Origin of the sequence: Microvirga sp. RSM25 (assembly GCF_044784385.1) — a bacterium.
In the GTDB taxonomy this organism is placed as follows: Bacteria; Pseudomonadota; Alphaproteobacteria; order Rhizobiales; family Beijerinckiaceae; genus Microvirga; species Microvirga tunisiensis.
The window spans coordinates 4,736,596-4,762,822 of sequence record NZ_CP173039.1 but is presented as its reverse complement, the minus strand read 5'-3'; the positions used below and the strand labels follow the sequence as shown (position 1 = coordinate 4,762,822).

24 protein-coding genes and 1 pseudogene are annotated in these 26,227 nt (G+C 63.6%); 11 read left to right on the top strand and 14 right to left on the bottom strand.

From position 1 onward, the window contains the following. The first annotated feature begins 72 nt into the window (after nt 1-72). Nucleotides 73-1,305: an argininosuccinate synthase gene (locus ACD578_RS22670; protein ID WP_404288715.1), complete on the top strand. Its 1,233-nt coding sequence runs from the start codon at nt 73-75 to the stop codon at nt 1,303-1,305. A 163-nt stretch (nt 1,306-1,468) separates the two neighbouring features. Then, nucleotides 1,469-3,112 carry a cadherin domain-containing protein gene (locus ACD578_RS22665; protein ID WP_404288713.1) on the top strand — a complete coding sequence of 548 codons (1,644 nt, stop codon included), beginning with the start codon at nt 1,469-1,471 and terminating at the stop codon, nt 3,110-3,112. Between the two features lie 276 nt (nt 3,113-3,388). Here ACD578_RS22665 and ACD578_RS22660 read toward each other — a convergent pair whose 3' ends face one another. After that, nucleotides 3,389-3,724 (bottom strand): hypothetical protein, encoded by a 336-nt coding sequence (locus ACD578_RS22660; RefSeq protein WP_404288711.1) that lies wholly within the window; start codon nt 3,722-3,724, stop codon nt 3,389-3,391. A gap of 686 nt (nt 3,725-4,410) precedes the next feature. On the opposite strand from ACD578_RS22660, the gene ACD578_RS22655 reads away from it, so the two are divergent. The 3 genes and pseudogenes from ACD578_RS22655 (at nt 4,411) to ACD578_RS22645 (ending at nt 7,879) form a co-directional block, all read left to right on the top strand. Then, on the top strand, nt 4,411-4,875 hold the full coding sequence (locus tag ACD578_RS22655) for a DUF2231 domain-containing protein (RefSeq protein ID WP_404288709.1): 465 nt from the start codon (nt 4,411-4,413) through the stop codon (nt 4,873-4,875). A 61-nt stretch (nt 4,876-4,936) separates the two neighbouring features. After that, nucleotides 4,937-6,204: pseudogene (locus ACD578_RS22650) on the top strand (PQQ-dependent sugar dehydrogenase); the annotation flags it as partial. 277 nt (nt 6,205-6,481) lie between these two features. Then, nucleotides 6,482-7,879 (top strand): amidohydrolase family protein, encoded by a 1,398-nt coding sequence (locus ACD578_RS22645; RefSeq protein ID WP_404288707.1) that lies wholly within the window; start codon nt 6,482-6,484, stop codon nt 7,877-7,879. Between the two features lie 33 nt (nt 7,880-7,912). Here the strand turns inward: ACD578_RS22645 and ACD578_RS22640 are convergent, their stop codons facing one another. The 3 genes from ACD578_RS22640 to ACD578_RS22630 all read right to left on the bottom strand — a co-directional run bounded on the left by ACD578_RS22640 (nt 7,913) and on the right by ACD578_RS22630 (nt 10,822). Beyond that, the gene (locus ACD578_RS22640) at nt 7,913-8,425 is read right to left on the bottom strand and encodes a hypothetical protein (RefSeq protein ID WP_404288705.1); all 513 of its coding nucleotides are present in this window, start codon (nt 8,423-8,425) and stop codon (nt 7,913-7,915) included. Nucleotides 8,426-8,550: 125 nt separating this feature from the next. Then, nucleotides 8,551-9,084 carry a sensor histidine kinase gene (locus ACD578_RS22635; RefSeq protein WP_404288703.1) on the bottom strand — a complete coding sequence of 178 codons (534 nt, stop codon included), beginning with the start codon at nt 9,082-9,084 and terminating at the stop codon, nt 8,551-8,553. Beyond that, nucleotides 9,014-10,822 carry a PAS domain S-box protein gene (locus tag ACD578_RS22630; protein ID WP_404288701.1) on the bottom strand — a complete coding sequence of 603 codons (1,809 nt, stop codon included), beginning with the start codon at nt 10,820-10,822 and terminating at the stop codon, nt 9,014-9,016. Before ACD578_RS22630 ends, ACD578_RS22635 begins: the two co-directional genes overlap by 71 nt. A 1,250-nt stretch (nt 10,823-12,072) precedes the next feature. On the opposite strand from ACD578_RS22630, the gene typA reads away from it, so the two are divergent. Further along, nucleotides 12,073-13,899, top strand: coding sequence for a translational GTPase TypA (gene typA / locus ACD578_RS22625; RefSeq protein WP_404288699.1), 1,827 nt, complete (start codon nt 12,073-12,075; stop codon nt 13,897-13,899). A 110-nt stretch (nt 13,900-14,009) separates the two neighbouring features. On the opposite strand, the gene ACD578_RS22620 is transcribed toward typA, so the two are convergent. The 10 genes from ACD578_RS22620 to ubiE all read right to left on the bottom strand — a co-directional run bounded on the left by ACD578_RS22620 (nt 14,010) and on the right by ubiE (nt 20,807). Beyond that, complete coding sequence (locus ACD578_RS22620; RefSeq protein WP_404288697.1) at nt 14,010-14,174, bottom strand: hypothetical protein; 165 nt, start codon at nt 14,172-14,174, stop codon at nt 14,010-14,012. Between the two features lie 21 nt (nt 14,175-14,195). Then, nucleotides 14,196-14,516, bottom strand: coding sequence for a hypothetical protein (locus ACD578_RS22615; RefSeq protein ID WP_404288695.1), 321 nt, complete (start codon nt 14,514-14,516; stop codon nt 14,196-14,198). A 42-nt stretch (nt 14,517-14,558) separates the two neighbouring features. Then, a complete protein-coding gene (locus ACD578_RS22610) occupies nt 14,559-14,786 on the bottom strand; it encodes a hypothetical protein (protein WP_404288693.1) in 228 nt (75 codons plus the stop codon). A gap of 12 nt (nt 14,787-14,798) precedes the next feature. After that, nucleotides 14,799-15,155, bottom strand: coding sequence for a hypothetical protein (locus ACD578_RS22605; protein ID WP_404288691.1), 357 nt, complete (start codon nt 15,153-15,155; stop codon nt 14,799-14,801). Nucleotides 15,156-15,301: 146 nt separating this feature from the next. After that, nucleotides 15,302-16,282 (bottom strand): cysteine synthase A, encoded by a 981-nt coding sequence (cysK, locus tag ACD578_RS22600; RefSeq protein WP_404288689.1) that lies wholly within the window; start codon nt 16,280-16,282, stop codon nt 15,302-15,304. Between the two features lie 73 nt (nt 16,283-16,355). After that, nucleotides 16,356-16,805 carry an Rrf2 family transcriptional regulator gene (locus ACD578_RS22595; protein WP_152709518.1) on the bottom strand — a complete coding sequence of 150 codons (450 nt, stop codon included), beginning with the start codon at nt 16,803-16,805 and terminating at the stop codon, nt 16,356-16,358. A gap of 12 nt (nt 16,806-16,817) precedes the next feature. Continuing rightward, nucleotides 16,818-17,273: a dUTP diphosphatase gene (gene dut / locus ACD578_RS22590; RefSeq protein WP_152709520.1), complete on the bottom strand. Its 456-nt coding sequence runs from the start codon at nt 17,271-17,273 to the stop codon at nt 16,818-16,820. Then, nucleotides 17,270-18,484: a bifunctional phosphopantothenoylcysteine decarboxylase/phosphopantothenate--cysteine ligase CoaBC gene (gene coaBC, locus ACD578_RS22585; RefSeq protein WP_404288686.1), complete on the bottom strand. Its 1,215-nt coding sequence runs from the start codon at nt 18,482-18,484 to the stop codon at nt 17,270-17,272. The genes dut and coaBC overlap by 4 nt, the downstream gene beginning before the upstream one ends. Next, nucleotides 18,481-20,055, bottom strand: coding sequence for a 2-polyprenylphenol 6-hydroxylase (gene ubiB, locus ACD578_RS22580; protein WP_404288684.1), 1,575 nt, complete (start codon nt 20,053-20,055; stop codon nt 18,481-18,483). Before ubiB ends, coaBC begins: the two co-directional genes overlap by 4 nt. Before the next feature lie 2 nt (nt 20,056-20,057). Then, complete coding sequence (ubiE, locus tag ACD578_RS22575; protein WP_404293997.1) at nt 20,058-20,807, bottom strand: bifunctional demethylmenaquinone methyltransferase/2-methoxy-6-polyprenyl-1,4-benzoquinol methylase UbiE; 750 nt, start codon at nt 20,805-20,807, stop codon at nt 20,058-20,060. 98 nt (nt 20,808-20,905) lie between these two features. Between ubiE and mutM the strand changes: the two genes are divergently transcribed. The 5 genes from mutM to dnaA all read left to right on the top strand — a co-directional run bounded on the left by mutM (nt 20,906) and on the right by dnaA (nt 26,179). Further along, nucleotides 20,906-21,799: a bifunctional DNA-formamidopyrimidine glycosylase/DNA-(apurinic or apyrimidinic site) lyase gene (mutM, locus tag ACD578_RS22570; RefSeq protein ID WP_404288682.1), complete on the top strand. Its 894-nt coding sequence runs from the start codon at nt 20,906-20,908 to the stop codon at nt 21,797-21,799. 87 nt (nt 21,800-21,886) lie between these two features. Beyond that, on the top strand, nt 21,887-22,660 hold the full coding sequence (locus tag ACD578_RS22565) for an enoyl-CoA hydratase (protein ID WP_404288680.1): 774 nt from the start codon (nt 21,887-21,889) through the stop codon (nt 22,658-22,660). Between the two features lie 3 nt (nt 22,661-22,663). Next, nucleotides 22,664-23,455 carry a TSUP family transporter gene (locus ACD578_RS22560; RefSeq protein WP_404288678.1) on the top strand — a complete coding sequence of 264 codons (792 nt, stop codon included), beginning with the start codon at nt 22,664-22,666 and terminating at the stop codon, nt 23,453-23,455. A gap of 174 nt (nt 23,456-23,629) precedes the next feature. Then, entirely contained in the window at nt 23,630-23,896 is a 267-nt protein-coding gene (rpsT, locus tag ACD578_RS22555; protein WP_152709529.1) for a 30S ribosomal protein S20, read from the top strand. Between the two features lie 831 nt (nt 23,897-24,727). Then, nucleotides 24,728-26,179, top strand: coding sequence for a chromosomal replication initiator protein DnaA (gene dnaA, locus ACD578_RS22550; RefSeq protein ID WP_404293995.1), 1,452 nt, complete (start codon nt 24,728-24,730; stop codon nt 26,177-26,179). Nucleotides 26,180-26,227: the final 48 nt, after the last annotated feature.

Genomic DNA, 26,227 nt, shown 5'->3' with positions numbered 1-26,227 from the left:
CCACTTTCAGGTCCGATGTTCTAAGTCGCGAGCACCCTTTCACTGGACTCTTGCACTCTGGAACCCTTTGCTATGGCTGAGAAGCGCGTGAACAAGGTCGTGCTCGCCTATTCCGGCGGCCTCGACACCTCCATCATCCTCAAGTGGCTGCAGACCACCTATGGCTGCGAGGTGGTGACGTTTACCGCCGATCTCGGCCAGGGCGAGGAGCTGGAGCCGGCGCGCAAGAAGGCCGAGCTTCTGGGCATCAAGCCGGAGAACATCTTCATCGAGGACCTGCGCGACGAGTTCGTGCGCGACTACGTGTTCCCGATGTTCCGCGCCAACGCGCAATACGAGGGCCTCTACCTGCTCGGCACCTCCATCGCCCGTCCGCTGATCGCCAAGAAGCAGATCGAGATCGCCGAGAAGGTCGGCGCCGACGCGGTCGCTCACGGCGCCACCGGCAAGGGCAACGATCAGGTGCGCTTCGAGCTCGCCTATTATGCCCTCAAGCCCGACGTGACCGTGATCGCCCCCTGGCGCGAATGGGACCTGCGCTCCCGCGAGCAGCTCATCGCCTTCGCCGAGCAGAACCAGATCCCCATCGCCAAGGACAAGCGCGGCGAGGCGCCGTTCTCCGTCGACGCGAACCTCCTGCATGCCTCCTCCGAGGGCAAGGTGCTGGAGGATCCCTCCGTCGAAGTGCCGGATTACGTCTATTCGCGCACCGACGGTCCCGAGAGCGCGCCCGACACGCCCACCGTCATCACCATCACGTTCGAGAAGGGCGACCCGATCGCCATCGACGGCCGGAAGCTGGGCCCGGCCGACCTGCTGGCGAAGCTCAACGAGCTCGGCAAGGTCAACGGCATCGGCCGCCTCGACCTCGTCGAGAACCGCTTCGTCGGCATGAAGAGCCGCGGCATGTACGAGACCCCCGGCGGCACGATCCTTCACCTCGCCCATCGCGGCATCGAGTCGATCACCCTCGACCGCGGCGCCGCGCATCTGAAGGACGAGCTGATGCCGAAATACGCCGAGCTCATCTATAACGGCTTCTGGTTCTCGCCGGAGCGCGAGATGCTCCAGGCACTGATCGACAAATCCCAGGAATTCGTCACCGGCGACGTGACGCTCAAGCTCTACAAGGGCGGCGTCCACCTCATCGGCCGCACGAGCCCCTACTCTCTCTACGACCAGGACCTCGTCACCTTCGAGGAAGGCGCCGTGGCCTACGACCACCGCGACGCCGCCGGCTTCATCAAGCTCAACGCGCTGCGGTTGCGCACCCTGGCCCAGCGCAAGAAGAAGCTGGGGCTGTAAAGGTCCTCTACCGTCAATTCGGGCGAGCGTTCCACGAGCGCTCGCCCGAACGGCATCCCGTTGCATTTTTCAATCGGATGTTGCGCGCAATGTCCGTCCTTGCAAGATAACGTTTTTATGTTACAGAACGGGGTGTCAACACTCGGCTGAATGAGAGAACCCTATGGCCCGCAGCGAAGTGACCGCCAACAATTTCCCCGGGAGCGCCTTTGCCGGGTCAGGAACGGATACCCTGGTTCTCAAAGGAGGCGGCACATTCGATTTCGCTTACGTGACGCTGTCCGGAATTTCCGAGATCGTGTCAGAAGCGGTGCAAGGCGATTATCCGTCGATACGGATTTCGGGAGATCAGCTTGCCGGTGTGACCTCGCTCGCGAGATCGACGAGCTCGAGAGCCTCGCTGACTTTGACCGGGACGAATATCGATCTGAGCGGCAAAACGTTCAGTAACTTCGATGTGGTATATGTCGCCGACAATCAGGCGAACGTGACGGTCAGCAACCTGGCGCTTGCGTTGAAGCTCAGAGCGTTCGAGGGCCAGGGCGAAACGATTACTCTCAATGGCCCCATCACGACCCCTGCCAGCAGGGCCGACCTTTTCAGCCATGGATTTGATCGAATCGTGGAGGGCTCGAACGTTTGGATTGATGCAGCTCCGACGCTGACGGGCCTTAGCGGAAGCTTCGATGTCCGCGAAGGCGGAAGCGTGAGACTGGATCCCGATGGCAACGCCCTCATTTCGGATGATGGCGGACCTATCGCGTCTCTTGCCATTTCAGTGTCGGACACCGGCTCTTATTTCGTCATGAACGATTTTGAGGTCAGCAGCAATTTCAAAATCGTCGACAACTCCTTCGATCAAACCTTGATTTACAAAGGGACCGTCATCGGGCAGATCGGCCGGGGTTATATCTTCGACGAGGCAAGGATCTCCTTCAATCAATCCGCCACTGCGGAGATGATCAACGAGTTCGTGCGAGGCCTCGCCTACACGCCCGGCGACTTCGTTTATGCCGAGCATGTAACCGTGACGATCACGGCTTACGATAAGGGGGGCCGGAAAGCCCAAGCGGTTCTTACCGTGAATGCCGAAACGAACTGGACGCCGACCGAGCCGACGCTCACAGGAACGTCCGTTGCGGAGAACGCTACTGCCGGTCAAGTCGTCGGTACCCTTAAAGCGACCGACGCCAATGGCGATCCTATACGCTACAAGCTGACCGACGATGCCGGGGGGCGCTTTAGCATCATGGGCGACAAGCTGGTCGCTTCCGGCACGGTTCCTCTCGATTTCGAGAAGGCAGCGAGCCACAAGGTCACGGTTGTTGCGAACGACGGTGAGAAGGACGGTCTGCCCGCAACCTTCACGATTTCCGTCACGGATGTTCGGGAAGAGATTTCGGGATCGAAAGGTAAGGACAAACTGGTCGGCACCGCGGGACAAGATCTCTTGAATGGATATCTGGGTAACGACACATTGACCGGTGGCAGCGGCAATGACGTTTTTGCCTTCACCACGAAGCTCGGGAAGAACAACGTCGACAAGATTTCCGATTTCCTGCCAAAGCAGGACAAGATCTATCTTGAAAATGCGATCTTCAAGAAGCTCTTCAAGGTTGGCGCCTTGAAGAAGGAGGCCTTCCATGTGGGCAGCCAATCCCAGGACAAGCAGGATCGCATCATCTACAATAAAAAGACGGGTGCTCTCTCTTACGATCAGGATGGAACGGGATCATCGAAAGCCGTGCATTTCGCGACGCTGACCAACAAGGCAAATCTGGAATTCACGGACTTATGGGTCATTTAGGAGATTGATCGGTACAGAAGTACGGTCTTCCTGCTCGCGGATCAAAGATGTGGATGGCCGCAGCGCGTGCGGGCATGACGTGGGAGGCGAAATAAGGCGTGTCATTCCGGGGCGAGCCGAGCGGGAGCCCGAGCCGAAGCGATGCGCCGTAGAAATCCATAACCGCTGGCGCTGAGGAATAAGGCGCACGGCATCGCACCCTTTCTGCAACCTCAGTGGTTATGGATCCTCGCCTGCGCGGGGATGACAGCGAGGAGCAATGACACCGCAGACGCATCACCCCTCCGGCCTGCGGAAGACGCCCTGCACGACCGTTCCGCGTCCGATCAGTTCCGGCGGTGGGTTTGCCCAGTCGATCTCCTGCGGTTTACGGCCGTGCCGGTAGACCATCCAGCGGCCCTGGCCGTCCTGGTACACGCCGTAGACCAGATGGCCGCGCCAGCGGCGCTCGCGACGTGCGAGACCGATGAGATCGCTCAACGCCCGCAGCACGAGCCAGGCAAGGCCGAGAAGGGTCAGCAGCCCGGCGAGGAGCCAGAGCGCCTGGATCGGTTCGGACGAGCTTTGGAACTTGGTGAGCCAATCGGCCCAGAGGCTGTACGGCTGGTCCATGGCGGCAACTCCCCTTGAGGTGAAGCGACCACCAGCGGGGCTGGTGGTCGGGGAGCTGCGAAGCCGCACAAGGACGACCGCGCTGCCCTTTAGGCTTTCACCCTGGACATGCGACAGCGCCTCCCCGACCGTAAGGTTGGGAAGGCATCGTTGACGGCCGATGCCGGCCGCTTTACGGGGGGGTCTCACGCCTCAGAGCCGGGGACAGACGGCTCCGGTGACGAGATAACACGGTTGCAGGCGGGGGCGTCAATCGGGTGGGGGTGATGCTCCGCCCGTCATCCATCCCCCAGCCGTCATCACCGGGCTTGTCCCGGTAATCCCGATTGTCTGAAACGCCGTGCTTCAAATGATCGGGATGGCCGGCACAAGGCCGGCCATGACGTGGGTCGGAATGCGCCACTGTCATTCCTGGTCCGTGATAGCGCGGTGAGGTGGCGCGCCTGTCCCTCTCCCATTGGTGCCGACACCTGCTCGTCATGGCGCACACTCTTTCCGTCCTGCCACCATCCCGTCATGGCCGGGCACGTCTCGGCCATTTTGATGTCCGACGGGAGCGGCCCGGCTCCGCGTGCTGCCATTCCCGATCGTCTCGCGTTGATGTGAGGCTGCCCTTAGGTGGAGATGGGGAACTTAACGGAAGCTCGGCCGTCGACTTGAAGTGTCATCGACTTCAGAGAGGCCCGATGCCGTCGCTCCATGCCCCGTACCGGCCGTCGAACGCTGCGATTGCCGGGCACACGATCCACCGGTTGCTGGCGTCGTTTCCGATCGCGTGCTTCACGCTCGCGCTCGCAACCGACATCGCCTATTGGCGGACGTCGAATCTGATGTGGCTGGAGTTCTCCGCCTGGCTCCTGCTGGCGGGAATCACCGTCGGCGTCGCTGCGGCCCTGTTCGGCGCGGTCTCCTTCCTGGTCCGCTTCGGAGCCCGCGCCGTGAGGTTTGCCTGGCCGGCTGCCATCGGAACCCTTGTCGTGCTGATCCTGGCCTTCTTCAACAACCTTGTTCACACCGCCGACGGCTGGACTGCGGTCATGCCCTGGGGGCTGACCCTCTCGGCACTGACGGTGCTGGTCATGCTCGTCACGCTCTGGCTCAGCGTCTCGCTTGTTCATGCCCACGGCATGGGAGTGCGCAACCATGATTGATTGCTTCCGCCTGCAGCGTGCCGCCGCTCTCACGGGAACCTGCCTCCTCACGCTCACGCTCATGGGCTGCGACGACGGCAATGGAAACTTCGACACCGCAAGCCAGATCGGTCCGGATCCGGTTCTGCCGGAGCCCAGCGCGGAAATCATGCCCGACCTGAAAGTCGCCGAGGTCGTCGGCTGGAAGGACGGTCAGTCGCCGACGGTTCCTGACGGGTTGACGGTAACGGTCTACGCCAAGGACCTCGTGAGTCCGCGCATGGTACGCCCCTTGCCGAACGGCGACGTGCTCGTCGTGCAGTCGCGCGCGCCCGAAGGCAAGCCGAAGGCGCGGCCCAAGGACTTCATCCGCGAATGGGTCATGGCGGTGGCGAAAGGTGACACCGGGCCGTCGAAGGAGAGCAACCTGATCACGCTCCTGCGCGACACGAACCGCGACGGCAAGGTCGACGAGCGCAAGGACCTTTGAAGAATCTCAACTCGCCTTTCGGCGTCGTCTGGCACGACGGCACGCTCTACGTCGCCGCAGCCGATGCGATCCTGGCCTATCCCTACCAGCTCGGTCAGACGGAGATCACCGCGCCGCCGAAGGAGCTGGCGCCGCTTCCGGGCGGACCGATCAATCACCACTGGACCAAGGATCTGGCGCTGAGCCCGGACGGGCGGTTTCTCTATGCCTCCGTCGGCTCCAACTCGAATGCCGGCGAGCGTGGACTCGAGGCCGAGAAGGGCCGGGCCGCGATCTGGCAGGTGGACCGCGCGACAGGCGCGTCCCGGCTCTTCGCCTCGGGCTTGCGCAACCCCAATGGCCTGAGCTTCCATCCCGAGACAGGAGCGCTCTGGACGGTCGTGAACGAGCGTGACGAACTCGGACCCAATCTCGTGCCGGATTACCTGACGTCGGTGCAGGAGGGCGGGTTCTACGGCTGGCCGTGGAGCTATTTCGGCAATCACGTGGACGAGCGCGTGCACCCGCCGCGCCCCGAGATGGTTCAGAAGGCGATCAAGCCCGACTATGCCCTGTCCAGCCATGTCGCGGCGCTCGGCCTGACCTTCTCGATGAACTCGTCCTTGCCGGAGCCTTACAGGAACGGCGCCTTCATCGGCGAGCACGGCAGCTGGAACCGCAAGGCCTTCAACGGCTACAAGGTGGTCTATGTGCCGTTCGAGAATGGCAGACCGGCCGGCAAGGCGCAGGATGTGGTGACCGGGTTTCTGGAGGGCGACCAGGCCCGCGGTCGGCCGGTCGGAGTCGCCATCGACGGCACCGGCGCCCTCCTCATTGCCGACGATACGGGCAATACCGTGTGGCGTGTCGCGGCGGCCAACGCCGCGGCTCCGCGGAGTCAATGATACCGGGATCAGGAAGGTCGCACACGGAGGAAGAGAGCGCCAGGCGGGCTTCCCGGCGAATGTCGTATTCGATGTCGGCCTGAACACTTTACGCCGGGCGGGGTCAGGTCCGTGTCGTCTCCCATATCGCCCCTGCCGATTTCAGGGTTTTCCCTGATGGTCAGACGCACGGACAGAGACGAGGCTTCTCAACCAAGACTTCAATGCCCTCGGCGGTGTGCAAGGGGGCAGCTCACGGGAACAGGTGGTCGCAATGTCCGGCAGACGAATGGTCAGCAATCTGAAGCACACCTTGTCCCGATTGCTCGTCCTGGCGGGAGCTCTGACGATCGGGCATTCCTCGGCGACCGTGGCGCAGCCGCAATCGCCCGCTAGAGACCGCAACGCGCCAGTTCTCTTCGAAAACGTCCGGATCTTCGACGGGAAGAGCGCAACGCTGTCGGGTCCCTCTCATGTTCTGGTGAGGGGAAACGTCATCGAGCGCATATCGGCCGACCCGATCGACGTCGCGGCGGAGACCGGCGTCCGGGTCCTCCCCGGGAGCGGGCGCGTGCTGATGCCGGGCCTGATCGACATGCATTGGCATGCGATGATGGTGCGGCCGACGCCCGTGACGCTTCTGTCCAGCGGCATCGGCTATTCCACCCTCCTGGCCGGGGCCGAGGCCACGGCCACGCTGATGCGCGGGTTCACCACCATCCGTGACCTGGGTGGGCCATCCTTCGATCTCAAGCGCGCCATCGACGAAGGATTGCTGCCAGGGCCGCGCATCTATCCGTCCGGCGCCGTCATCACGATCACCAGCGGCCATGGCGACTTTCGCCAGCTCTCGGATCTGCCGAGGACCATCGGCGGGATGCTCGCCCGTGTCGAGCAGCTCGGCGGAAGCATGATCGCCGACAGTCCCGACGAGGTGCGATTGCGGACGCGCGAGCAGCTCATGCAGGGCGCATCGCAGATCAAGCTCACGGCCGGCGGCGGCGTGGCATCCCCGTTCAGCCCCCTCGACGTGTCCACTTTCACCGAGGCCGAACTGCACGCCGCGGTCGAAGCGGCCGAGAACTGGGGCACCTACGTCTGCACCCATGCCTATACGTCCGTGTCGATCCAGCGGTCGATCGCGGCCGGTGTGAAGTGCATCGAGCACGGACATCTGATGGACGACGCCACGGCCCGGCTGATGGCCGAGAAGGGGATCTGGTTGAGCACGCAGCCCTTCCTCGACATGTCGGCCGCGAGCGGGCTCGGGCCCGCGGAGCAGGCCAAGATGGGACAGGTGGTCACCGGCACCGACGTGGTCTATGCGCTGGCGAAGAAATACGGGATCAAGACGGCCTTCGGCACGGACATCCTGTTCTCCGAGGCCCTGGCGAAGCGGCAGGGCGCCATGCTCGCGGCCCTCAAGCGATGGTATACGCCAGCCGAGGCGCTGATCATGGCAACGTCGACGAATGCCGAATTGCTGAAACTGTCCGGCCTGCGCAATCCCTATCCCGGCACGCTCGGCGTCGTGCAGGAGGGAGCGCTGGCGGACCTGCTGCTGGTCGACGGCAATCCCCTCGAGAACCTCGATCTCGTTGCCGATCCGGACAGGAACTTCCTCGTCATCATGAAGGACGGCAAGGTCCACAAGGACACGCTGCCGCGGTGAGGTGGCGAGATCGGGGCGCAGCCCCGATGCCTCCTATTTGGCGCCCGCCCGTTTGACCTTCTCCCCCAGCCGCCTGATCACCTCGGCCTGATCGGGTCCGAACTCCATCTCGGTGACCCATCCTCTCCCGGAGCCTGGATTGGGCCAGCGGACGCAACCGGCATAGACCTTGCGCCCGTTGTCGAATTCCCATTGCTCGAGATGAACGACCCGCTCACCCAGGGTGGGACGCGACACCGTTTGACGGGAGCGCACCTTTGTCGACTCGTTCTGCTTGTGCACCGATTCAAGGCCGGCTCGCAGGAATCCGCGCATCGAATCGGCCAATTTCTCATAGTCCGGGCGCGTCTTGGCCGCTTGGGCGTCCCACGGCTGCGCTTCCAGGAAGATCGTGTCGATGGCCTCGTCGATCTTGCTGGCCGTCATCAGTTCCAGCGTCTTCTCGCAGGCACCGGCCTGGGCCTCGTCATCGGCCCATCCCGCCGCAGAAGCAGGCGCCGCCGCTATCGGGGCGAGGGCAAGAACGGTCAGCACGGCCCGGATCATGGATCTGTCTCCTGCGGAAGGCATGGCATCCGCAGGGTTACGCATGGGGTTGTGCAACAGTTCCTAGAAGCAGATTCTCTTCGGCCATCGCGCGAGTGCATCGGGTTCGGGTTGGGGCTTTTCGCCTAATGCCGTGAAGGGTGTTCCGCCGTGCCGCCTGCTTCGCTCAACGGGATGTCCATCACGCACACGGCGCCGGCGGGCGCGTAGGTCAGCCGAACCTCTCCCCCGATGTCCTGCGCCAGGCTCCGCTCGATCAGCCGCGTGCCGAAGCCCCTGCGGGTCGGAACGGTCACGGGCGGCCCACCCCGCTCCTGCCACCGTAGCACCAGGCGCGGCACGTCACCCGGCGTGATAGCCCAGGTGATGACGACGCATCCCGACGGGACGGAGAGCGCGCCATACTTTGCAGCGTTCGTCGCGAGTTCGTGGACCGCCATCGCGATGGCCAGAGCCGTCCTGGGAATGAGGCGGAGGCGCGGCCCTTCGATCTCGAAGTGCTTTGTCTTCTGCCGGAGATAGGGTTCGACAACCTCGTCGATGATCTCCCGAAGCTCCGCCCCTTCCCAGTTCTCACGCGTGAGCACGTCATGGGCACGCGCCAGGGCGAACAGACGGTCCTCGAAGGCCTGGGCCTTGGGCCGGTCCTCGTCGCTCACGTGCCGCAGGCTTTTGAGCAGCCATCGCCTGGACGATGGTCAGCGTGTTCTTCACGCGGTGGTTCAGCTCGTTGATGAGGAGCTCCCGGTGATCGTCCCATTCCTTGCGCTCATGAATATCCACGCTGACGCCGAACCATTTCTCGATGACACCATTCTGGTCGGCATGCGGCAGAGCGCGAAAGGCGTGCCAGCGGTACTCCCCGTCCCGGCGGCGGTAGCGCACCTCGCCCTCATAAGTTTCGCCGGTTTCACGGCAATGCTGCCAGTAGGGCAGGATACGCTCGGCATCCTCGGGGTGCATGGCTTGCGCCCACCCTTGCCCCTCGGCTTCCTCGACGGTCTGGCCAGTGAACTCATGCCAACGCTGGTTCAGGAAGATGCTTCGGCCCGTTCCTGAGCACACCCAGACGAGAGCAGGCGTTACATTGGTGACGGTTCGGAACTCCGCCACGCTTGCGCTCAGGCGATCCTCGATCTGCTTGCGCTCGGTGATGTCGAGCACCGACCCCACATAGCCGAGAAAGGTGCCGTCACTGCCAAAGCGCGGCGCCGCAGCATCGATGGCCCAGCGGTAGGTTCCGTCTGCGCGGCGCAGCCGGTACTCCAGCTGGAATGCTTCCCGCTTGAGATTGGCGTTCCGGAACACCTCGTCCGACCAGTCCCGATCATCCGGGTGGATCGCGTCCAGCCAACCGAACCCTAAGCCGGTCTCCAGGGTCTGCCCGGTGAATTCGTACCAGGAGCGGGACAGGTAGGCACAAGTCCCGTCGGGTGCCGTCACCCAGACCATGACAGGGGCGTTGTCGGCGAGATTGCGGAACCGTGCCTCGCTCTCACGCAGGCTCTCTTCGGCCTGAACCCGCTCCGTGACGTCATACCCTTCGGCGAAGATGCCGGTGACCTTGCCCTCGCTGTCGGTGATCGGCTGATAGACGAGGTCGACGAAGCGGTCCTCAACACGGCTTCCCGGTTTTCGTTGAAGCCCGACCCGCAAGTTGCGTCCGACGAATGGCTCACCCGTCGTGTAGACCTTGTCCAGCAGCTCGAAGAAGCCCTGACCCGCGACCTCGGGCAGAACCTCTCGCACGGGTTTGCCCATGATGTCACGACGGTGGCCCACGAGCTGAAGGTAGGCGTCGTTCGCCAGCTCGAAGACATGATCGCGCCCGCTCAGCATCGCCATGAAGCCCGGAGCCTGCTTGAAGAGCTCGCGGAGCCGATCCTGCTCCGCTTTCAGCGCCGCGCGGGACTTGACCTCCTGCGTGGTCTCCGTGCAGGCGCAGAACATGCCGGCAATGCCGCCCGTCTCGTCCCGTACAGGCGAGTAGGAGAAGGTGTACCACGTATCTTCCGGGTAGCCGTTGCGCTCCATCACGAGGTGCAGGTCCTCGTGATACGTCGCCTCCCCTGCGAGAGCCTTCGTCACCAGGGGTTCGATGTCGGGCCAGATTTCCGACCACACATCCCGGAATGGCAATCCGAGGGCATGCGGGTGCTTTGCGCCGAAGATCGGCCGATAGCCGTCGTTGTACAGGAAGGCGAGGTGAGGTCCCCAGGCGATGAACATGGGAAACTTGGAGGTGAGCATCAGGCTCACCACGGTCCGGAGGCTCTGGGGCCAGTTTTCCGGCGGCCCGAGGGGCGACGTGGACCAGTCGTGGGCGCGCATGAGCGCACCCATTTCACCGCCCCCGCTCAGGAAATCCAGACTGGGACCAAGCTTACCATGCATCATGCGCCTACCGGAGATTTTTGGGTCTTCCGCGCACGAGCCGGCTGCCCGAGACGGCAGAGAGTGGCGGATCTGACGGCACCGACGCCTTGGCGACGAGCGTCAACCCTGGCCGCGATGGCGGCTGAAAGTCCGGACGTGCGAGGGCGATCAAGGTTGTTCTGGCCGACATGCCGGGGTTCGGAAGGCTGAGGATCTCAGCCATCTAGGCCAACTCCATGTGACTTCAATGCTTCCCCATGGCCGAACGTGAATGGCAGGGCAAGGTGTGACGATGATGCTGCCCATCGTCTCGGGCGCTCCGCAGATGGGAGCGGGTTCCACTCCCGCTCTCGGCGCTGCTGATGGGTTCCGCCCCCTCCGCTGCGCGTCCTCGCGGGGATGACACCGGCTGGTCTCCGTGCATCCTCTCCCCGTCATGGCCGTCCCGGACTTGATCCGGGGATCAGCCCCGGCCATCCCGCTTCCAGACCCATGGCCCTCATCCTGAGGAGCAGCCGTGAGGCTGCGTCTCGAAGGAGGAGTTCAGTGCTCTCCGGACCCTCCTTCGAGACGCCGCTTTTCGCGGCTCCTCAGGATGAGGCCGAGCGAGACGATCGGGATCATGGCCCGTGACACCCTCTGCCGTCAGGGCCGGCCTGTCCCGGCCATCCCGATGCGGTGAGGCGCAGCGCTGTTCCGATCGGGATCACCGGCACAAGGCCGGTGATGACGTGAGGACGTGTGTAATGTTCTCACTTTGTTCTTGACGACGGGTGTGAGCTGAGCTATATCATTGCACAGATCTGCTTCTGAGAGGGGCGCGCTCGCGAGGCGTCGCAGTGCGGAAGCAGGCACGGTCCCGTGGCAGGGTTCGCACCCCTGTCGACGGGAGGCCCAGGATGTGGGTGGGTAGTCGGGATCGGTCGCAGGCCCCCGTCGAGCAGACGGACCACGCCTGCGGCGGTTGACTGAGCTTGCCTCTCCTGTCCGCCTAAAAAAGCCGTGCGCGAAGAGGCACTCCGGCTCTTCCATTCCACCATAGTCATCGAGCCCGGCTGCCCTTCGCGCCACCCTCGATCAACCGTCCGGCTCGGAGCCCACAGGCTCCGGGCCACACGGTGCTGGCTGCTCTTCCCAGAAAGGCGTCACCCTGCCCTATTGCCGCCGCTCTCTTATCATTATATTGCAGCACATCAGATTTCCGCCCGGTAGGAGCCAGGGGCGCGGCTACGCTTGCCGCGTGCCGGGCCGCTTTGCTTTGAAAGACCCCTATGAAACTACGCAATATCGCCATCATCGCTCACGTCGACCACGGCAAGACCACCCTCGTCGACAAGCTGCTTCAGCAATCGGGCAGCTTCCGCGAGAACCAGCGCGTGGAAGAGCGCGCCATGGACTCGAACGATCTTGAGAAAGAGCGCGGCATCACCATCCTGGCCAAGGCGACCTCGGTCGTCTGGAAGGACACCCGCATCAACATCGTCGATACCCCGGGCCACGCCGATTTCGGCGGCGAGGTGGAGCGCATCCTGAGCATGGTCGACGGCGCCATCGTGCTCGTGGACGCGGCCGAAGGCCCGATGCCGCAGACGAAGTTCGTGGTCTCCAAGGCCCTCAAGATCGGTCTCAAGCCCATCGTGGCCATCAACAAGATCGACCGTCCCGACGCCCGTCATATCGAGGTGGTCAACGAGGTGTTCGACCTCTTCGCGGCGCTCGACGCCACTGACGAGCAGCTCGACTTCCCGATCCTCTACGGATCGGGCCGCAACGGCTGGATGGCGAAGGCGCCGGAAGGCCCGAGCGACGAGGGTCTGGCGCCCCTGTTCGACCTCGTGCTCGATCACGTGCCTCCGGCCAAGACCGAGGAAGGCCCGTTCCGCATGCTCGGCACGCTGCTCGAAGCCAACCCGTTTCTGGGCCGCATCGTCACCGGCCGCATCAGCTCCGGCACCGTGAAGCCGAACCAGTCGATCAAGGTGCTCGACCGCGAGGGCAAGGTGGTCGAGACCGGCCGCGTGTCCAAGATTCTGGCCTTCCGCGGACTCGAGCGCCAGCCGATCGAGCTCGGCGAGGCGGGCGACATCGTCTCCATCGCGGGCCTTGTGAAGGGCTCCGTGGCCGACACCTTCTGCGCTCCTGAGAACGACATTCCGATCCAGGCGCAGCCCATCGATCCGCCGACCGTGACCATGTCCTTCATCGTCAACGACTCACCGCTTGCGGGCACCGAGGGCGACAAGGTCACGAGCCGCATGATCCGCGACCGCCTGTTCAAGGAAGCGGAAGGCAACGTGACCCTCAAGATCGAGGAAGCCACCGACAAGGACTCGTTCTACGTTTCGGGCCGCGGCGAATTGCAGCTTGCGATCCTGATCGAGACCATGCGCCGCGAGGGCTTCGAGATCGCCGTGTCACGTCCCCGCGTCGTGTTCGAGAAGGACGATAACGGCCAGCTCCTCGAGCCCATCGAGGAAGTGGTGATCGACGTGGACGAGGAGCATTCCGGCGTCGTGGTGCAGAAGATGTCCGAGCGCCGCGCCGACATGGTCGAGATGCGCCCCTCGGGCGGCAACCGCCAGCGTCTCGTGTTCTACGCTCCGACCCGCGGCCTCATCGGCTACCAGGGCGAGCTGATGACCGACACCCGCGGCACTGCGATCATGAACCGCCTGTTCCACGCCTACGAGCCCTATCGCGGCGAGATCGCCGGCCGCCGCAACGGCGTGCTGATCTCGAACGATTCCGGCGAGGCCGTGGCCTACGCGCTGTGGAACCTCGAAGACCGCGGCCCGATGATGATCGAGCCCGGCTGGAAGGTCTACCAGGGCATGATCGTCGGCGAGCACAACCGCGAGAACGATCTTGAGGTGAACGTGCTGAAGGGCAAGAAGCTCACCAACATCCGCACGACCTCCAAGGACGAGGCGGTGCGCCTGACCCCGCCGATCCGCATGACGCTGGAGAAGTCGCTCGCCTGGATCCAGGACGACGAGCTCGTCGAGGTGACGCCGAAGTCGATCCGCATCCGCAAGGCAATTCTCGACCCCAACGACCGCAAGCGCGCCGAGCGTTCGAAGGAAGCGCTGAGCGCTTAAACGCAGCGCATCGAGCGAAGTTGAAAGGCCGCCCCTTGGGCGGCCTTTTCCTTTGGCTTCATCGTCATCCCGGACGGCATAGCCGACTCGGATGACGGCTGCAGACAGGTCTATCCCTCGGCCTTGCTGGGCTGTCCCTTCTTCGCACCCTCGCCCATCGGGTTCGTCGAATCCTCGCCGGAGGCCTCGGGGTTCTCGCGGCCCTGCGGGGTCAGCCGGGGTGCATTGATATCCTCTTCGGTAGCCTTGTCGGACTTGTTGTCGGGTTTTGCCATCGCTGTCTTTCCTTTGCTGCCTTAAGCGGGACCGCCGGAGCCGTCGGTCGGGCCCGCGCCTGAATCGGAGCCCGCGTCACCCTCATTGCCGAGGGAGCGCGAGCCGCTGGGATCGGTAAGCCCGGTCGCCCGGCCTCCGGCATCGGTGCCGCTCGTGGGGCTGCCCTTCGGGCCGCCGGGAATGGTGCCCGAGCCAACCTGCGTCTTGTTGGATGGATCCACCGCGCCGCCGAGATCGAAACCAGGACGGTCCTGAGCGCCGGGACCTGGGTCGCGCTCTGCCGCTTCGGGATCGGGACGTTCCGTCGGGACGCGAGGTCCCGAGTTCCGGTTCTGGGTCATGGGGGCCTCTCTGTCCTTACGAACTCGCCTTACGAACTTGCCTTACGAACTTGTCGAATCCGTCGCGTCGTGATCACCCGATTCCGGCAAGGAGCCGGCCCCAGGGGTCGCATCCGGGTTCGTCAGGTGCGGCTTGTCGTGCGGGCCTGCCGCCGGCTGCTTGCCGCCGGGCTGCTTCTCGGCCGAGCGACCCGCCTGCGGGTCCGGACGCTCGCTGTCGACATAGTTCTTCGTGTCGTCGGTGTGGTTGCCGTAGCCTGCATTGCCCATGATACGCTCCTGTCAGCCTTGGTCCTTGCCGTTGACCGCTGTCGCGCGCTCGATGGCTTCTGCCGTTGCATCCTTGTCATCCGGCGACAGGCTGGCATCGCTCAGGTGCTTGGTGGTCTCCGGCGTTTCGGCGGCCGTGAGCTCGTCGTGACCGTCCATGCCGGCCTTGCTGGTCTGGCCGGTCTGCCCCTGGCGGTAATTGTAGGCCTCGCCGCCGGGCTCGCTCCACACGCGCCGCATGGTGGCGTTGCCCTCAACGCCGCCATCCCGGTTCGGATCGACCGGACTGTCGACGCCGCCGCGCTGCTCGTTGCGGATCTGGTCCGCCGATTGATCCTTCAATGAATAGGGCGCTTTGCGTTCCGCCATGATGAGCTCCTTGAACCATCGCTCGAATCTCGTGAGTGCAAGGAGAACCCGGCGGGCAAGGCGAAGTTCTGGCTACGCTTGGGATGAGCGCAAACAAAAAGGGGCGGCCGTGAAGCCGCCCCTCGATCATTTGTCTGATGAAGAAATCAGAGACCGTCGAACAAAGCACTCGAGATGTAGCGCTCGGCGAAGGAAGGCGCGACGGTGACGATGCGCTTGCCCTTGAACTCGGGGCGCGAGGCCACTTCGAGCGCCGCCGCCACATTGGCGCCGGTCGAGATGCCGCCGGGAATGCCCTCAAGTTTCGCGAGTTGGCGCGCCGTATCGAACGCCGTCTGATTGCCCACCGTCACCACATCGTCGATGAGCGAGCGGTCGAGCACATCCGGCACGAAGCCGGCACCGATGCCCTGGATCTTGTGCGGGCCGGGCTGGCCGCCGGAGAGCACCGGGGAATCCTCCGGTTCCACGGCGATCACCTTCATGTTCGGCAGGCGCGGCTTGATCACTTGGGCGACGCCCGTGATCGTGCCACCGGTGCCGACACCGGCCACGAAGGCGTCGAACTGGCCGTTGGTGTCGTTCCAGATCTCCTCCGCCGTGGTCTTGCGGTGGATCTCCGGATTGGCCGGGTTCTTGAACTGCTGCGGAATGACGGAGTTGGGAATTTCGTTCAGGAGTTCTTCGGCCTTGGCTATCGAGCCCTTCATGCCCATGGGGCCAGGGGTGAGAACGAGCTCCGCGCCGAGATAGGCCAACATCTTGCGACGCTCGATGGACATGGTCTCGGGCATCACCAGGATCAGGCGGTAGCCGCGCGCTGCTGCCACGAAGGCGAGCGCAATGCCGGTGTTGCCGGAGGTCGGCTCGATCAGGGTCGTATCGGGATTGATCTTGCCGGCGGCTTCCATGGCCTCGATCATGCTGACGCCGATGCGGTCCTTCACGCTTGAGATCGGGTTGAAGAACTCGAGCTTGACGAGGATCTCGGCGTCTATCCCGCGCTCCTTGGGCAGCCGGTTCAGGCGCACGAGCGGGGTGTTGCCGATGGTTTCCGTGATCGAGCCGTAGATGCGGCCACGTCCGGGCTTGGCATCGGAGCCCGACAGATGGAGAGTGTCAGCCATAGGTTTCCTCCTTCAGATCGGCGAAACTTAACCTTTCCCGCACGGGGTGTCGATATTTACATCAATTCACGTTTCATATTGTGAAATCGACGGTGGACATCGTTTCGACAGCCGATTCAGCCTGCGCCTTCTGACACAAATCCTCCACCGTCACCTTATCGAGCTCGGCCAGGAACGCCTCGGTTCCGCGCTGTACCAAGGGCGAAACGACGGCCTCGGCAAGGCGCGATTCCGGCAACGGCGAGGACCCGTCCTCCTCCAGGGCCGACATGGCGATGCGCACGATGTCCCCTGCCGTGATCCGCCGCCGCTCGCGGGCCAGTTCGTAGCCTCCACGGGGACCGCGCACGCCTTTCAGGATGCCCTGACGGACCAGAGCCTGCAGGACTGGCTCCAGATAGCGCGGGGGCAGGTTGTGCCGGGCGGCAAGCGCCTTGGCCGAGACCGGCATGGGCCGGGCATGAAGCGCAATGTCGGTGACGGCAGCGATGGCAAGAAGCGAGCGGCGCGAGAGAAAGTTCATGCGAGTGCTCCCTTACCCCAGCCCCGTCGATCCGAAACCGCCTGCGGCGCGGCCGGTCTCGTCGACCTGTCCCACCTCGATCGGTTCTACCACGGTTACCGGTGCAATCACCATTTGGGCGATGCGCATGCCGCGCGAGATAGTGAAGGGCTCGGAGCCCAGATTGACGAGAAGTACCTGCACCTCGCCGCGGTAATCCGCATCGATGGTACCCGGCGCATTGAGCACGGTGACGCCATGCTTGAAGGCCAGTCCCGAACGGGGCCGCACCTGTGCCTCGAAGCCGGTTTGCAGTTGAAACACGAGGCCGGTGGGAACGAGAATCCGCTGCATCGGCTGCAGGACGATCGGCGCATCGGCAGGATTGGCCGCCACGAGATCCATTCCCGCGGCTCCAGCGGTCTCATAGCGCGGCAGAGGTAGATCGGCAGCGTGGGCGAGGCGCTGGACGCACAGGCGATGGCTCATGACTTTGCGCCTTCCGCCATGGCACTCAAATGCCCAATGAGCTTTTTCGCCACGTCGGTTTTCGACAGGGTCGGCCAGGTCTCCACATCCGACGCGGTGACGAGATGCACGGTATTGCTATCGCCGCCCATGACACCGCCTGCGGTGGATACATCGTTGGCGACGATGAGATCGCAGCCCTTCTTCGCCAGCTTCTGTTTGGCGTGCTCGATCACATGTTCAGTCTCGGCCGCAAAGCCCACCATGAGCGGCGGGCGGTTCTTGGTGCGATGCGAGATGGTGGCGAGGATATCGGGATTTTCGGTGAGCGACAGATTCGGCAGCGCGCCGTCCTTCTTCTTGATCTTCTGCTCACCGGCATTCGCCACGCGCCAATCGGCCACGGCGGCCGCAAAGATCCCGATATCGGCCGGCAAGGCCTTTTCGACGGCCTGTAGCATCTCGCGGGCGCTTTCCACATGCACGGTGATCACGCCTGCAGGATCGGGCAGCGTCACGGGGCCCGAGATCAGCGTCACGCGTGCGCCTGCTTCGACAGCGGCTTTCGCAATCGCATGACCCTGCTTGCCGGAGGAGCGGTTAGCGATGTAGCGCACCGGATCGATGGGCTCGTGCGTCGGACCGGAGGTGACGATCACATGCTTCCCGGCGAGCGGTCCCGACGGCGCGAGCAGACGCTCGACGGCCGCCGCAATTTCCAGGGGCTCAGCCATGCGGCCGGGGCCGAACTCAGCCTCCGCCATCGCGCCGTCATTGGGCCCGACTGCATGAACGCCTTCGGCCTGAAGAGCTTTAAGATTGCGCTGTGTTGCCGGATGCAGCCACATGCGCACGTTCATGGCCGGCGCGACCAGGATCGGCAACGTGGTTGCGAGCAGCACCGTGGAGGCAAGATCGTCCGCATGGCCGCCCGCCATCTTCGCCATGAGATTGGCGGTGGCCGGCGCAACGACCACAAGGTCCGCATCGCGGGCCAGACGGATATGGCCGATATCGGCCTCGTCCTCACGGTCGAAGAGATCCGTATGCGAGCGCTGCCCTGTGAGAGCAGAGGCAGCGAGCGGCGTGATGAATTGCTGCGCCCCGGCCGTCAGGATGCAGCGGACGGAGGCGCCGCGCTCGCGCAGGCGGCGGATGAGATCGAGCGACTTGTAGGCCGCGATGCCGCCGCCGATGACGAGGAGGATGCGTTTTCCTGAAAGCGCCGTCATGCGAAGCCTCTGAACAGCATGATCATCAGCGAGGCAGCGATAATCCACAAGGCCGCCACGCCCCAGCGGTTGCCGCGGGCCTCGGCGCGCCCGATGGCCGCGACACTGTCCTGGTCGAGCGCCACGCCTCGTGCCGTTACATCCTCGAGCTGGTTGAGCACCCGCTCAGCGCGTAAGGCCAGCTCCGGCAGATCGCCGATGACGCCGGCGAGCGTCCACAGACCCTTGCCTGCCTGCTCGACCCGGCCGAGAGGACCAAGATTGCGCTCGATCCAGTCGCGAACCACCGGCTCGGAGGTGGTCCACATGTCGAGCTTCGGGTCGAGGTTGCGGGCCACGCCCTCGACCACGACCATGGTCTTCTGCAGCATGACGAGCTCGATGCGGGTTGCCATGTCGAAGAGGGCCGTGATCTCGAAGAGAAGCGTCAAAAGCTTCGCCATCGAAATCTCGTCGGCGCGCCGGTCGTGGATCGGCTCGCCGATGGCACGGATGGCCTGCGCGAAATCCTCCACCGAATGGTGTGGTGGCACATAGCCGGCCTCGAAATGCACCTGCGCCACACGCAGGTAATCGCGGCGGATGAAGCCCAACAGAATTTCGGCGAGGAACCGCCGTTCCTTCATGCCGAGCCGGCCCATGATGCCGAAGTCAACCGCAACGAGACGGCCTTCTGCATCCACGAACAGATTGCCGGGATGCATGTCGGCGTGGAAATAGCCGTCGCGGATGGCATGACGCAGGAAGGATTGGATCACCGTGCGCCCCAGAGCCACTCGATCGAGACCGGCTGCTTCTATCCCCGACAGATCGTTGAGGCGGATGCCGTCGATCCAGGTAGTGGTGAGCACGTCCCGGGCGGTGAGATCCCATTCCGGCTTCGGGACGCGAAAATCGGGATCATCCTTCGTGTTCTCCGCCAGTTCGGAGACGGCGGCGGCTTCCAGGCGCAGATCCATCTCGACGGCGACGGAGCGGGCGAGCGCCTCCACGATCTCAAGGGGCTTGAGGCGGCGCGCATCGGGCACCACGCGCTCGAACAGGCGGGCGGCGGCGCGCATGGCCTGGAGATCGCGGGCGAAGCCTTCGCGCACGCCGGGCCGCACCACTTTTACGGCAATGATCTCCTCGCCTTCCGCGGTGTGGATGCGGGCCTTGTGGACCTGAGCGATGGAGGCGGCGGCTATCGGCTCGCTGAATTCCAGGAACAGCTCGTCGATGGGACGACCGAGCGCAACCTCGACCATGCGCACCGCTTCCGCACGGGGGAAGGGCGGCATGCGGTCCTGCAGACGCTCCAGGTCTCGGGCGGCCGCGACGCCGACGATGTCGGGGCGGGTCGCGAGGAACTGGCCGAATTTTACGTAAGAAGGCCCGAGCCGCGTCAGCGCCTTGGAGAGCCGCGCCGCGCCGTCGCCGGCTTGCGGTCGCTCGATGAGACGCGCCATCCGCAAGCCGAAGCGGGCAGCAGGCGGCAGGGCGCTCGGATCGATGAGCGCAAGTGCGCCTTCCCGGGCCAGAACGAAGCCGGCGCGCAGGTTGCGGATAAGATGAACGAGACTGCCGATCACACTCAGATCTTCCAGCCGGAATGAATGGCGACGACGCCGGCCGTCAGCGTCCGATGCGTCACGCACTTGAATCCCGCCTCCTCGATCATACGAGCGAAGGCGGCCGGCGGCGGAAAGCGACGGATCGATTCCACCAGATACTGGTAGGATTCCGCATCGCCCGTCACCATGCCCCCGATCTTGGGAATGACGTTGAAGGAATAGGCATCGTAGATCTTGTCGAGAACCGGCACGTCGACCTTCGAGAATTCAAGGCACAGGAAGCGCCCGCCGGGTTTCAGCACCCGATGCGCCTCGCGAAGCGCCGCATCGATGCGCGGCACGTTCCGGATCCCGAAGGCGATGGTATAGGCGTCGTAGGTCTTGGACTCGAGGGGCAGTTCTTCCGCATTGGCCTCGACGAAGTCAATGCGGCCTTCATACCGATGGCCAGCCCGCTCGGCGCCGACTTTGAGCATCTCGCCGTTGATGTCGAGCACGGTCATGCGGGTCTGCGGGCCGCTCTCGTCCAGGATGCGGAAGGCGACGTCTCCGGTGCCGCCTGCCACGTCGAGATGGCGGAACGGACGATCGCGGGGCGGACGCAGGGTCGAGACGAGAGCCTCCTTCCAGAGGCGGTGGAGCCCGGCCGACATGAGGTCGTTCATCAGATCGTAGCGGCTCGCCACCGAGCGAAAGACCTCGTTGACCTTGCCCTGCTTCTCGCCGAGCGGCACGGACTGGAACCCGAAATGGGTGTTCTCGTCGGTCATGATCTGCACCAAACCTCTCGTCACCTGTTGTCGCGATCCATAGCGGAAGCGGGGCCGGATGGCTATGTAAGAGGTCTCAAGAAGCCGAGAGATGGTTGATGCCCGAACTGCCCGAAGTCGAAACCGTGCGCCGCGGCCTGGAGCCCGCCATGGTTGGCGCCCGCTTCACCAAGGTGACCCAGCGCCGGCCCGATCTGCGTTTTCCCTTTCCCGAACGGTTCTCCGAGCGCCTGGAAGGCCAGGAGATCAAGGCTTTGGGCCGAAGAGCCAAGTATCTCCTCGCCGATCTTGCCTCCGGCGAGGTGCTGGTGATGCATCTCGGCATGTCGGGGCGCTTCCTGGTGACCCAAGGCGGTGCCACCCGCATGCCGGGGGAGTTCCACCACGAGCATGGGGGCCTGGGCGCCCACGACCACGTGGTGTTCCAGCTCTCCAACGGGGCAGCCGTCACTTATAATGACGCCCGCCGCTTCGGCTTCATGGATCTGGTGCCCCGCTCCGCCATCGAGACCTCGAAGCATTTTGCCGGCATGGGCATCGAGCCCCTCGGCAACGAGCTCTCGGGCAAGACCATCGCCCGGCTCTTCGAGGGCAAACGCACCCCCTTGAAGGCCGCCCTCCTCGACCAGCGCCTGATCGCAGGCCTCGGCAACATCTATGTCTGCGAGGCCCTGTTCCGCGCTGGCCTTCACCCCGAGGCTGCGGCCGGTTCGCTCGTGACGAAGAAGGGACAGCCAACCGACAAGGCACACCTCTTGGCCGACATCATCCGGGACGTGCTCACTGAGGCCGTCGAGGCCGGCGGCTCGACCCTCCGCGACCATGCGCAGGTGGACGGCTCGCTCGGCTATTTCCAGCATTCCTTCCGGGTCTACGACCGCGAGGGAGAGCCGTGCGCAACCCCCGCCTGCACAGGGACGGTAGCGCGGCTCGTACAGTCCGGACGCTCTACCTTCTATTGCCCGGAATGCCAGAAGCGCTCCTCATCGTAAGGCGAACACACCGAATCCGGTTTTTCTCTTGCCGGACCTTTAAGCCTCGCCTACCGGTGTCTCATCCAGCAATGAGGAGACGCCGGCATGGTTTTTGAGACGATTCTCGTTGAGGCGCGCGACAAGGTCGGGCTGATCACACTCAACCGGCCCCTGGCCCTGAACGCCCTCAATTCGGCGCTGCTGAACGAGGTGAACCAGGCACTCGACACCTTCGAGGCGGATCAGAATATCGGCTGCATCGTCATCACCGGCTCGGAAAAGGCTTTTGCCGCGGGCGCGGACATCAAGGAGATGGCCGAACTCACCTATCCGCATACCTACATGGCCGATCACTTCTCGGGCTGGGAAAAGGTTTCGGGACGACGCAAGCCGATGATCGCGGCGGTGGCGGGCTTTGCGCTCGGCGGCGGCTGCGAGTTCGCCATGATGTGTGATTTCATCATCGCGGCGGATAACGCCAAGTTCGGCCAACCGGAGATCAGGCTCGGCGTGATGCCGGGCATGGGCGGCACGCAGCGCCTGACCCGGCTCATCGGCAAGGCCAAGGCCATGGAGATGTGCCTGACGGGTCGCATGATGGGCGCCGAGGAGGCCGAGCGCTCCGGCCTTGTCGCCCGCGTGGTGCCGCTGGCCGATCTCATGAGCGAGGCCATGAAGACGGCCGAGACCATCGCCTCCATGTCGCTCCCCGTCGCCATGATGACGAAGGAAACCATCAACCGTGCCGACGAGGTGTCGCTCGCAGAGGGCATCCGCTTCGAGCGGCGCCTGTTCCATGCCATGTTCGCCACCGCCGACCAGAAAGAAGGCATGGCGGCCTTCGTGGGCAAGCGCGCGGCCGAGTTCAAGAACCAGTAGAACGTGGTCGACATCGGCTTCGACATGATCGCGGCTCTCGCGGCGGTCTCCTTTCTTGCGGGCTTCGTGGATTCCATCGCCGGAGGCGGCGGGCTTCTGACCGTGCCCGCCCTCCTGCTCGCAGGCCTCGATCCGGCCCAGGCCATTGCGACCAACAAGGTGCAGGGCTCGTTCGCAGCGGCCTCCGCAACCTACAGCTTCGCCCGAAAGGGTCTGATCGAATGGCGCAAGGCTTGGGGCTTCACCCTGGTGGCTTTCCTCAGCAGCATCGCGGGAGCGCTGTGTGTGCAGTTCCTGCCGCGCTCCGTGCTTGAGGTGCTGATCCCGGTACTGCTTATTGCCATAGCCCTCTTCTTCGCCTTCTCACGCAAGATGCATGACGAGGACGCGCAGGCCCGGATGACGGCCCTGGCTTTCGGCCTCACCGCGCCGGTCGCCATCGGCTTTTATGACGGCATCTTCGGGCCGGGGGCAGGCTCCTTCTATATGCTCGCCTTCGTGACGCTCCTCGGCTACGGAGTGGTGAAGGCGACCGCTCATACCAAGCTTGTCAATTTCGCGAGCAATTTCGGCAGCCTCCTTCTTTATTCGGCAACCGGGGCGGTGGTGTGGCCCGTCGGGCTCATCATGGCCGGAGCCTCCTTTCTCGGCGCCCAGATCGGCTCGCAGCTCGCCATGCGGCTGGGCTCCCGGATCATCCGTCCGCTCCTGGTTCTTGTGTCGAGCCTCATGGCGTTCAGGCTTCTTCTCGACCCGGCCAATCCGTGGCGTCAGGCCCTTCGGGCGCTTTTTTGACGCGCAAAGGACCACGGACGTTGACGTTCGCGGCCTTCGCGTCTATAAGCCGCCTCACATGAGCCCGCGCTTCCCGCGGGCTCTTCGGTTTCCATGCAATCAACCGATCGCTGCCGGAGCTCTCGACAAGCTTGAGCTTGGCGCATCGGGATTTTTAAAGAACGAGGATGGGCCATGGCCAACACCGTGTCCGCCAAGAAGATGACCCGCAAGATCGTGAAGCGCACCGCGATCAACAAGTCGCGTCGCAGCCGGATGCGGACCTTCGTCCGCAAGGTTGAAGAGGCGATCGCTGCCGGCAACCAGACCGAGGCCGCAGCCGCCCTGCGCGCCGCCGAGCCGGAGATGATGCGCGCCGCTCAGAAGGGCATCGTGCACAGGAATACCGCGTCGCGGAAGGTTTCGCGCCTCGCGAGCCGCATCAAGACGCTGAGCGCTTAACAAGCAGCCTTCATAGCTGTTCTTTTCATCGTTGATCAGACCCGGCCTCGCGGCCGGGTTTTTTCGTATTTGGACCCGGATTCCGCCTTCAAATTTTATCCACATGGCAGCTTGACTTTATCCCCGGCAGACCGGGTGAAAGCTCCACAGCCCGGATTCAAACCGCACATAAAACATTTAGCTTCTTCAAGAGCTTAGCAGGCAAAGCATCGTGAAGCATCAGAATCACCTCCCGAGTCGAGGCGAATCGGTTCTGAATCAAGGTTGCGGAAAGACTCTTTTTTAGACCTGCGGACAGGCTGTGGTGGAACAGTGAATCAGTTGAAGAGTCAGGACTTTAAAGCCCAGATTCAAAACCTGTGGACGAGGCTGTGAACGCAACAAGGGGCTTGCAAGCGCTTGCGACTCGACTCGGCCGTATTGCACGCCGTCCCGCACCCTGTGTAAGGTCAATCTGCTTCAACGGCTCGCCGTGAAGTCATTCACTCAAAGCTAGAACTAAAGACACCATGTGCGGGGATAAGTCGTTGTTTCATTCTCTCAAGAAGCAAGCGAAGGCTCATCCTTTACCGATAGGTAAACTTAATAAAACTTGAGTGAAGGCAAAGGAGACGACAGTCAGCGATCGTCTCCACTTAAAAGCGTTCAGATAATCTTTAGTACAATTGGGGGCGCCACGTTTTGGATAACCTGTGAGGCCATTGTGCCTTGGTGTTCAAAACGGGTCATGCGTGGGGGTTTCCGACCTTAAAGGAGGCGGAACCTCGTGGAGGAACATTGATGTATCGCAGCGAAGATCACCGCACCTTTGCCGCTCCCAGCGAGAACGGCATGGAGGCTCCGGGCGAACAAACGGCATCGGATGTGTGGGCGCGGGTCAAGCGCCGTCTCCGGGCCGAGCTGGGGGAGGATATCTTTGCGAGCTGGTTCGGACGCCTGGAACTGGATTCGGTGATCGAGGGCTGCGCCTATCTCACCGTTCCCACCCGCTTCCTGAAGAGTTGGATCGAATCCCATTATGCCGACCGAGTGCTGACGGTTTATCGCTCCGAGGCTGGCGACATCGAGCGCGTCTCCATCGGCGTGCGCAGCACTCTTGGACGCGATCCCGCGGCCCAGCGCCGGGCGAGCGAAGCGCCCCGTCCGGCTCCGACCGCGTCGATGGCAATGCCGAGCATGGCCGGTGAGATCAAATCTCCCTCGGTGACCGCTTCCCAGGAGGAGCGCGGCGAGAACAGCGACCTCGGCGGTGCGCCACTCGATTCACGCCTCACTTTCGAGAGCTTCATCGTTGGTCGATCCAACGCCCTCGCCCATGCGGCGGCAGACCGGGTCGCCCATGCCCAGAATGGCCAGGCGATCTACAATCCGCTTTATCTCCACGCGGGCGTCGGCCTCGGCAAGACACATCTTCTCCATGGCATCGGCCATGAAGTGCGCTCTCAAGGCCGTCGCGTCATCTATCTTACGGCCGACCGCTTCATGTATGGCTTCGTCGCCTCTCTGAAGGCGCAGACGTCGCTGGCCTTCAAGGAGCGCCTTCGCGGCATCGACCTGCTCATCATCGACGACGTGCAGTTCATTCAGGGCAAGCAGATCCAGCAGGAATTCGGCCACACGCTGAATGCCCTCATCGATGCAGGCCGCCAGATCGTGATCGCCGCCGACCGTCCGCCGGCGGATCTGGAAAATCTCGACGAGCGCGTCCGCTCGCGTCTCGCCGGCGGCCTCGTGGTCGAGGTCAGCGCTCTCGACGAGGCGCTGCGGACCTCGATTCTCACGACGCGCATCGAGGCGCTGAAGACGATCCATCCCACCTTCGAGGTGAGCCCGAACGTGATCGCCTATGTGGCCCGCGCCATCACCGCCAACGGACGCGACCTCGAAGGCGCCGTGAACCGCCTGCTCGCCCATGCGACGCTCACCAGTTCTGCCATCACGTTGGAAACCGCCGAGACCGCGATCCGCGATCTGGTGCGCAACCGCGAGCCGAAGCGGGTCAAGATCGAGGATATCCAGAAGCTGGTGGCCTCCCGCTACAACGTCTCCCGCTCCGACATCCTCTCGGAGCGCCGCACCGCCGCCGTGGTGCGCCCACGCCAGATCGCCATGTATCTGTCCAAGGTGCTGACCCTGCGCTCCCTGCCTGAGATCGGTCGCCGCTTCGGCGGGCGCGATCACACCACTGTGCTCCATGCGGTGCGCAAGATCGAAAAGGCCCTGGGCGAAGACCACGCCCTCTCCGACGAGGTCGAACTCCTCAAGCGGATGCTGCAGGAGTAAGTCTCGGATCCGGGCCGTCCAAGGCGGATATTGGCCGGGCAAAGCCCC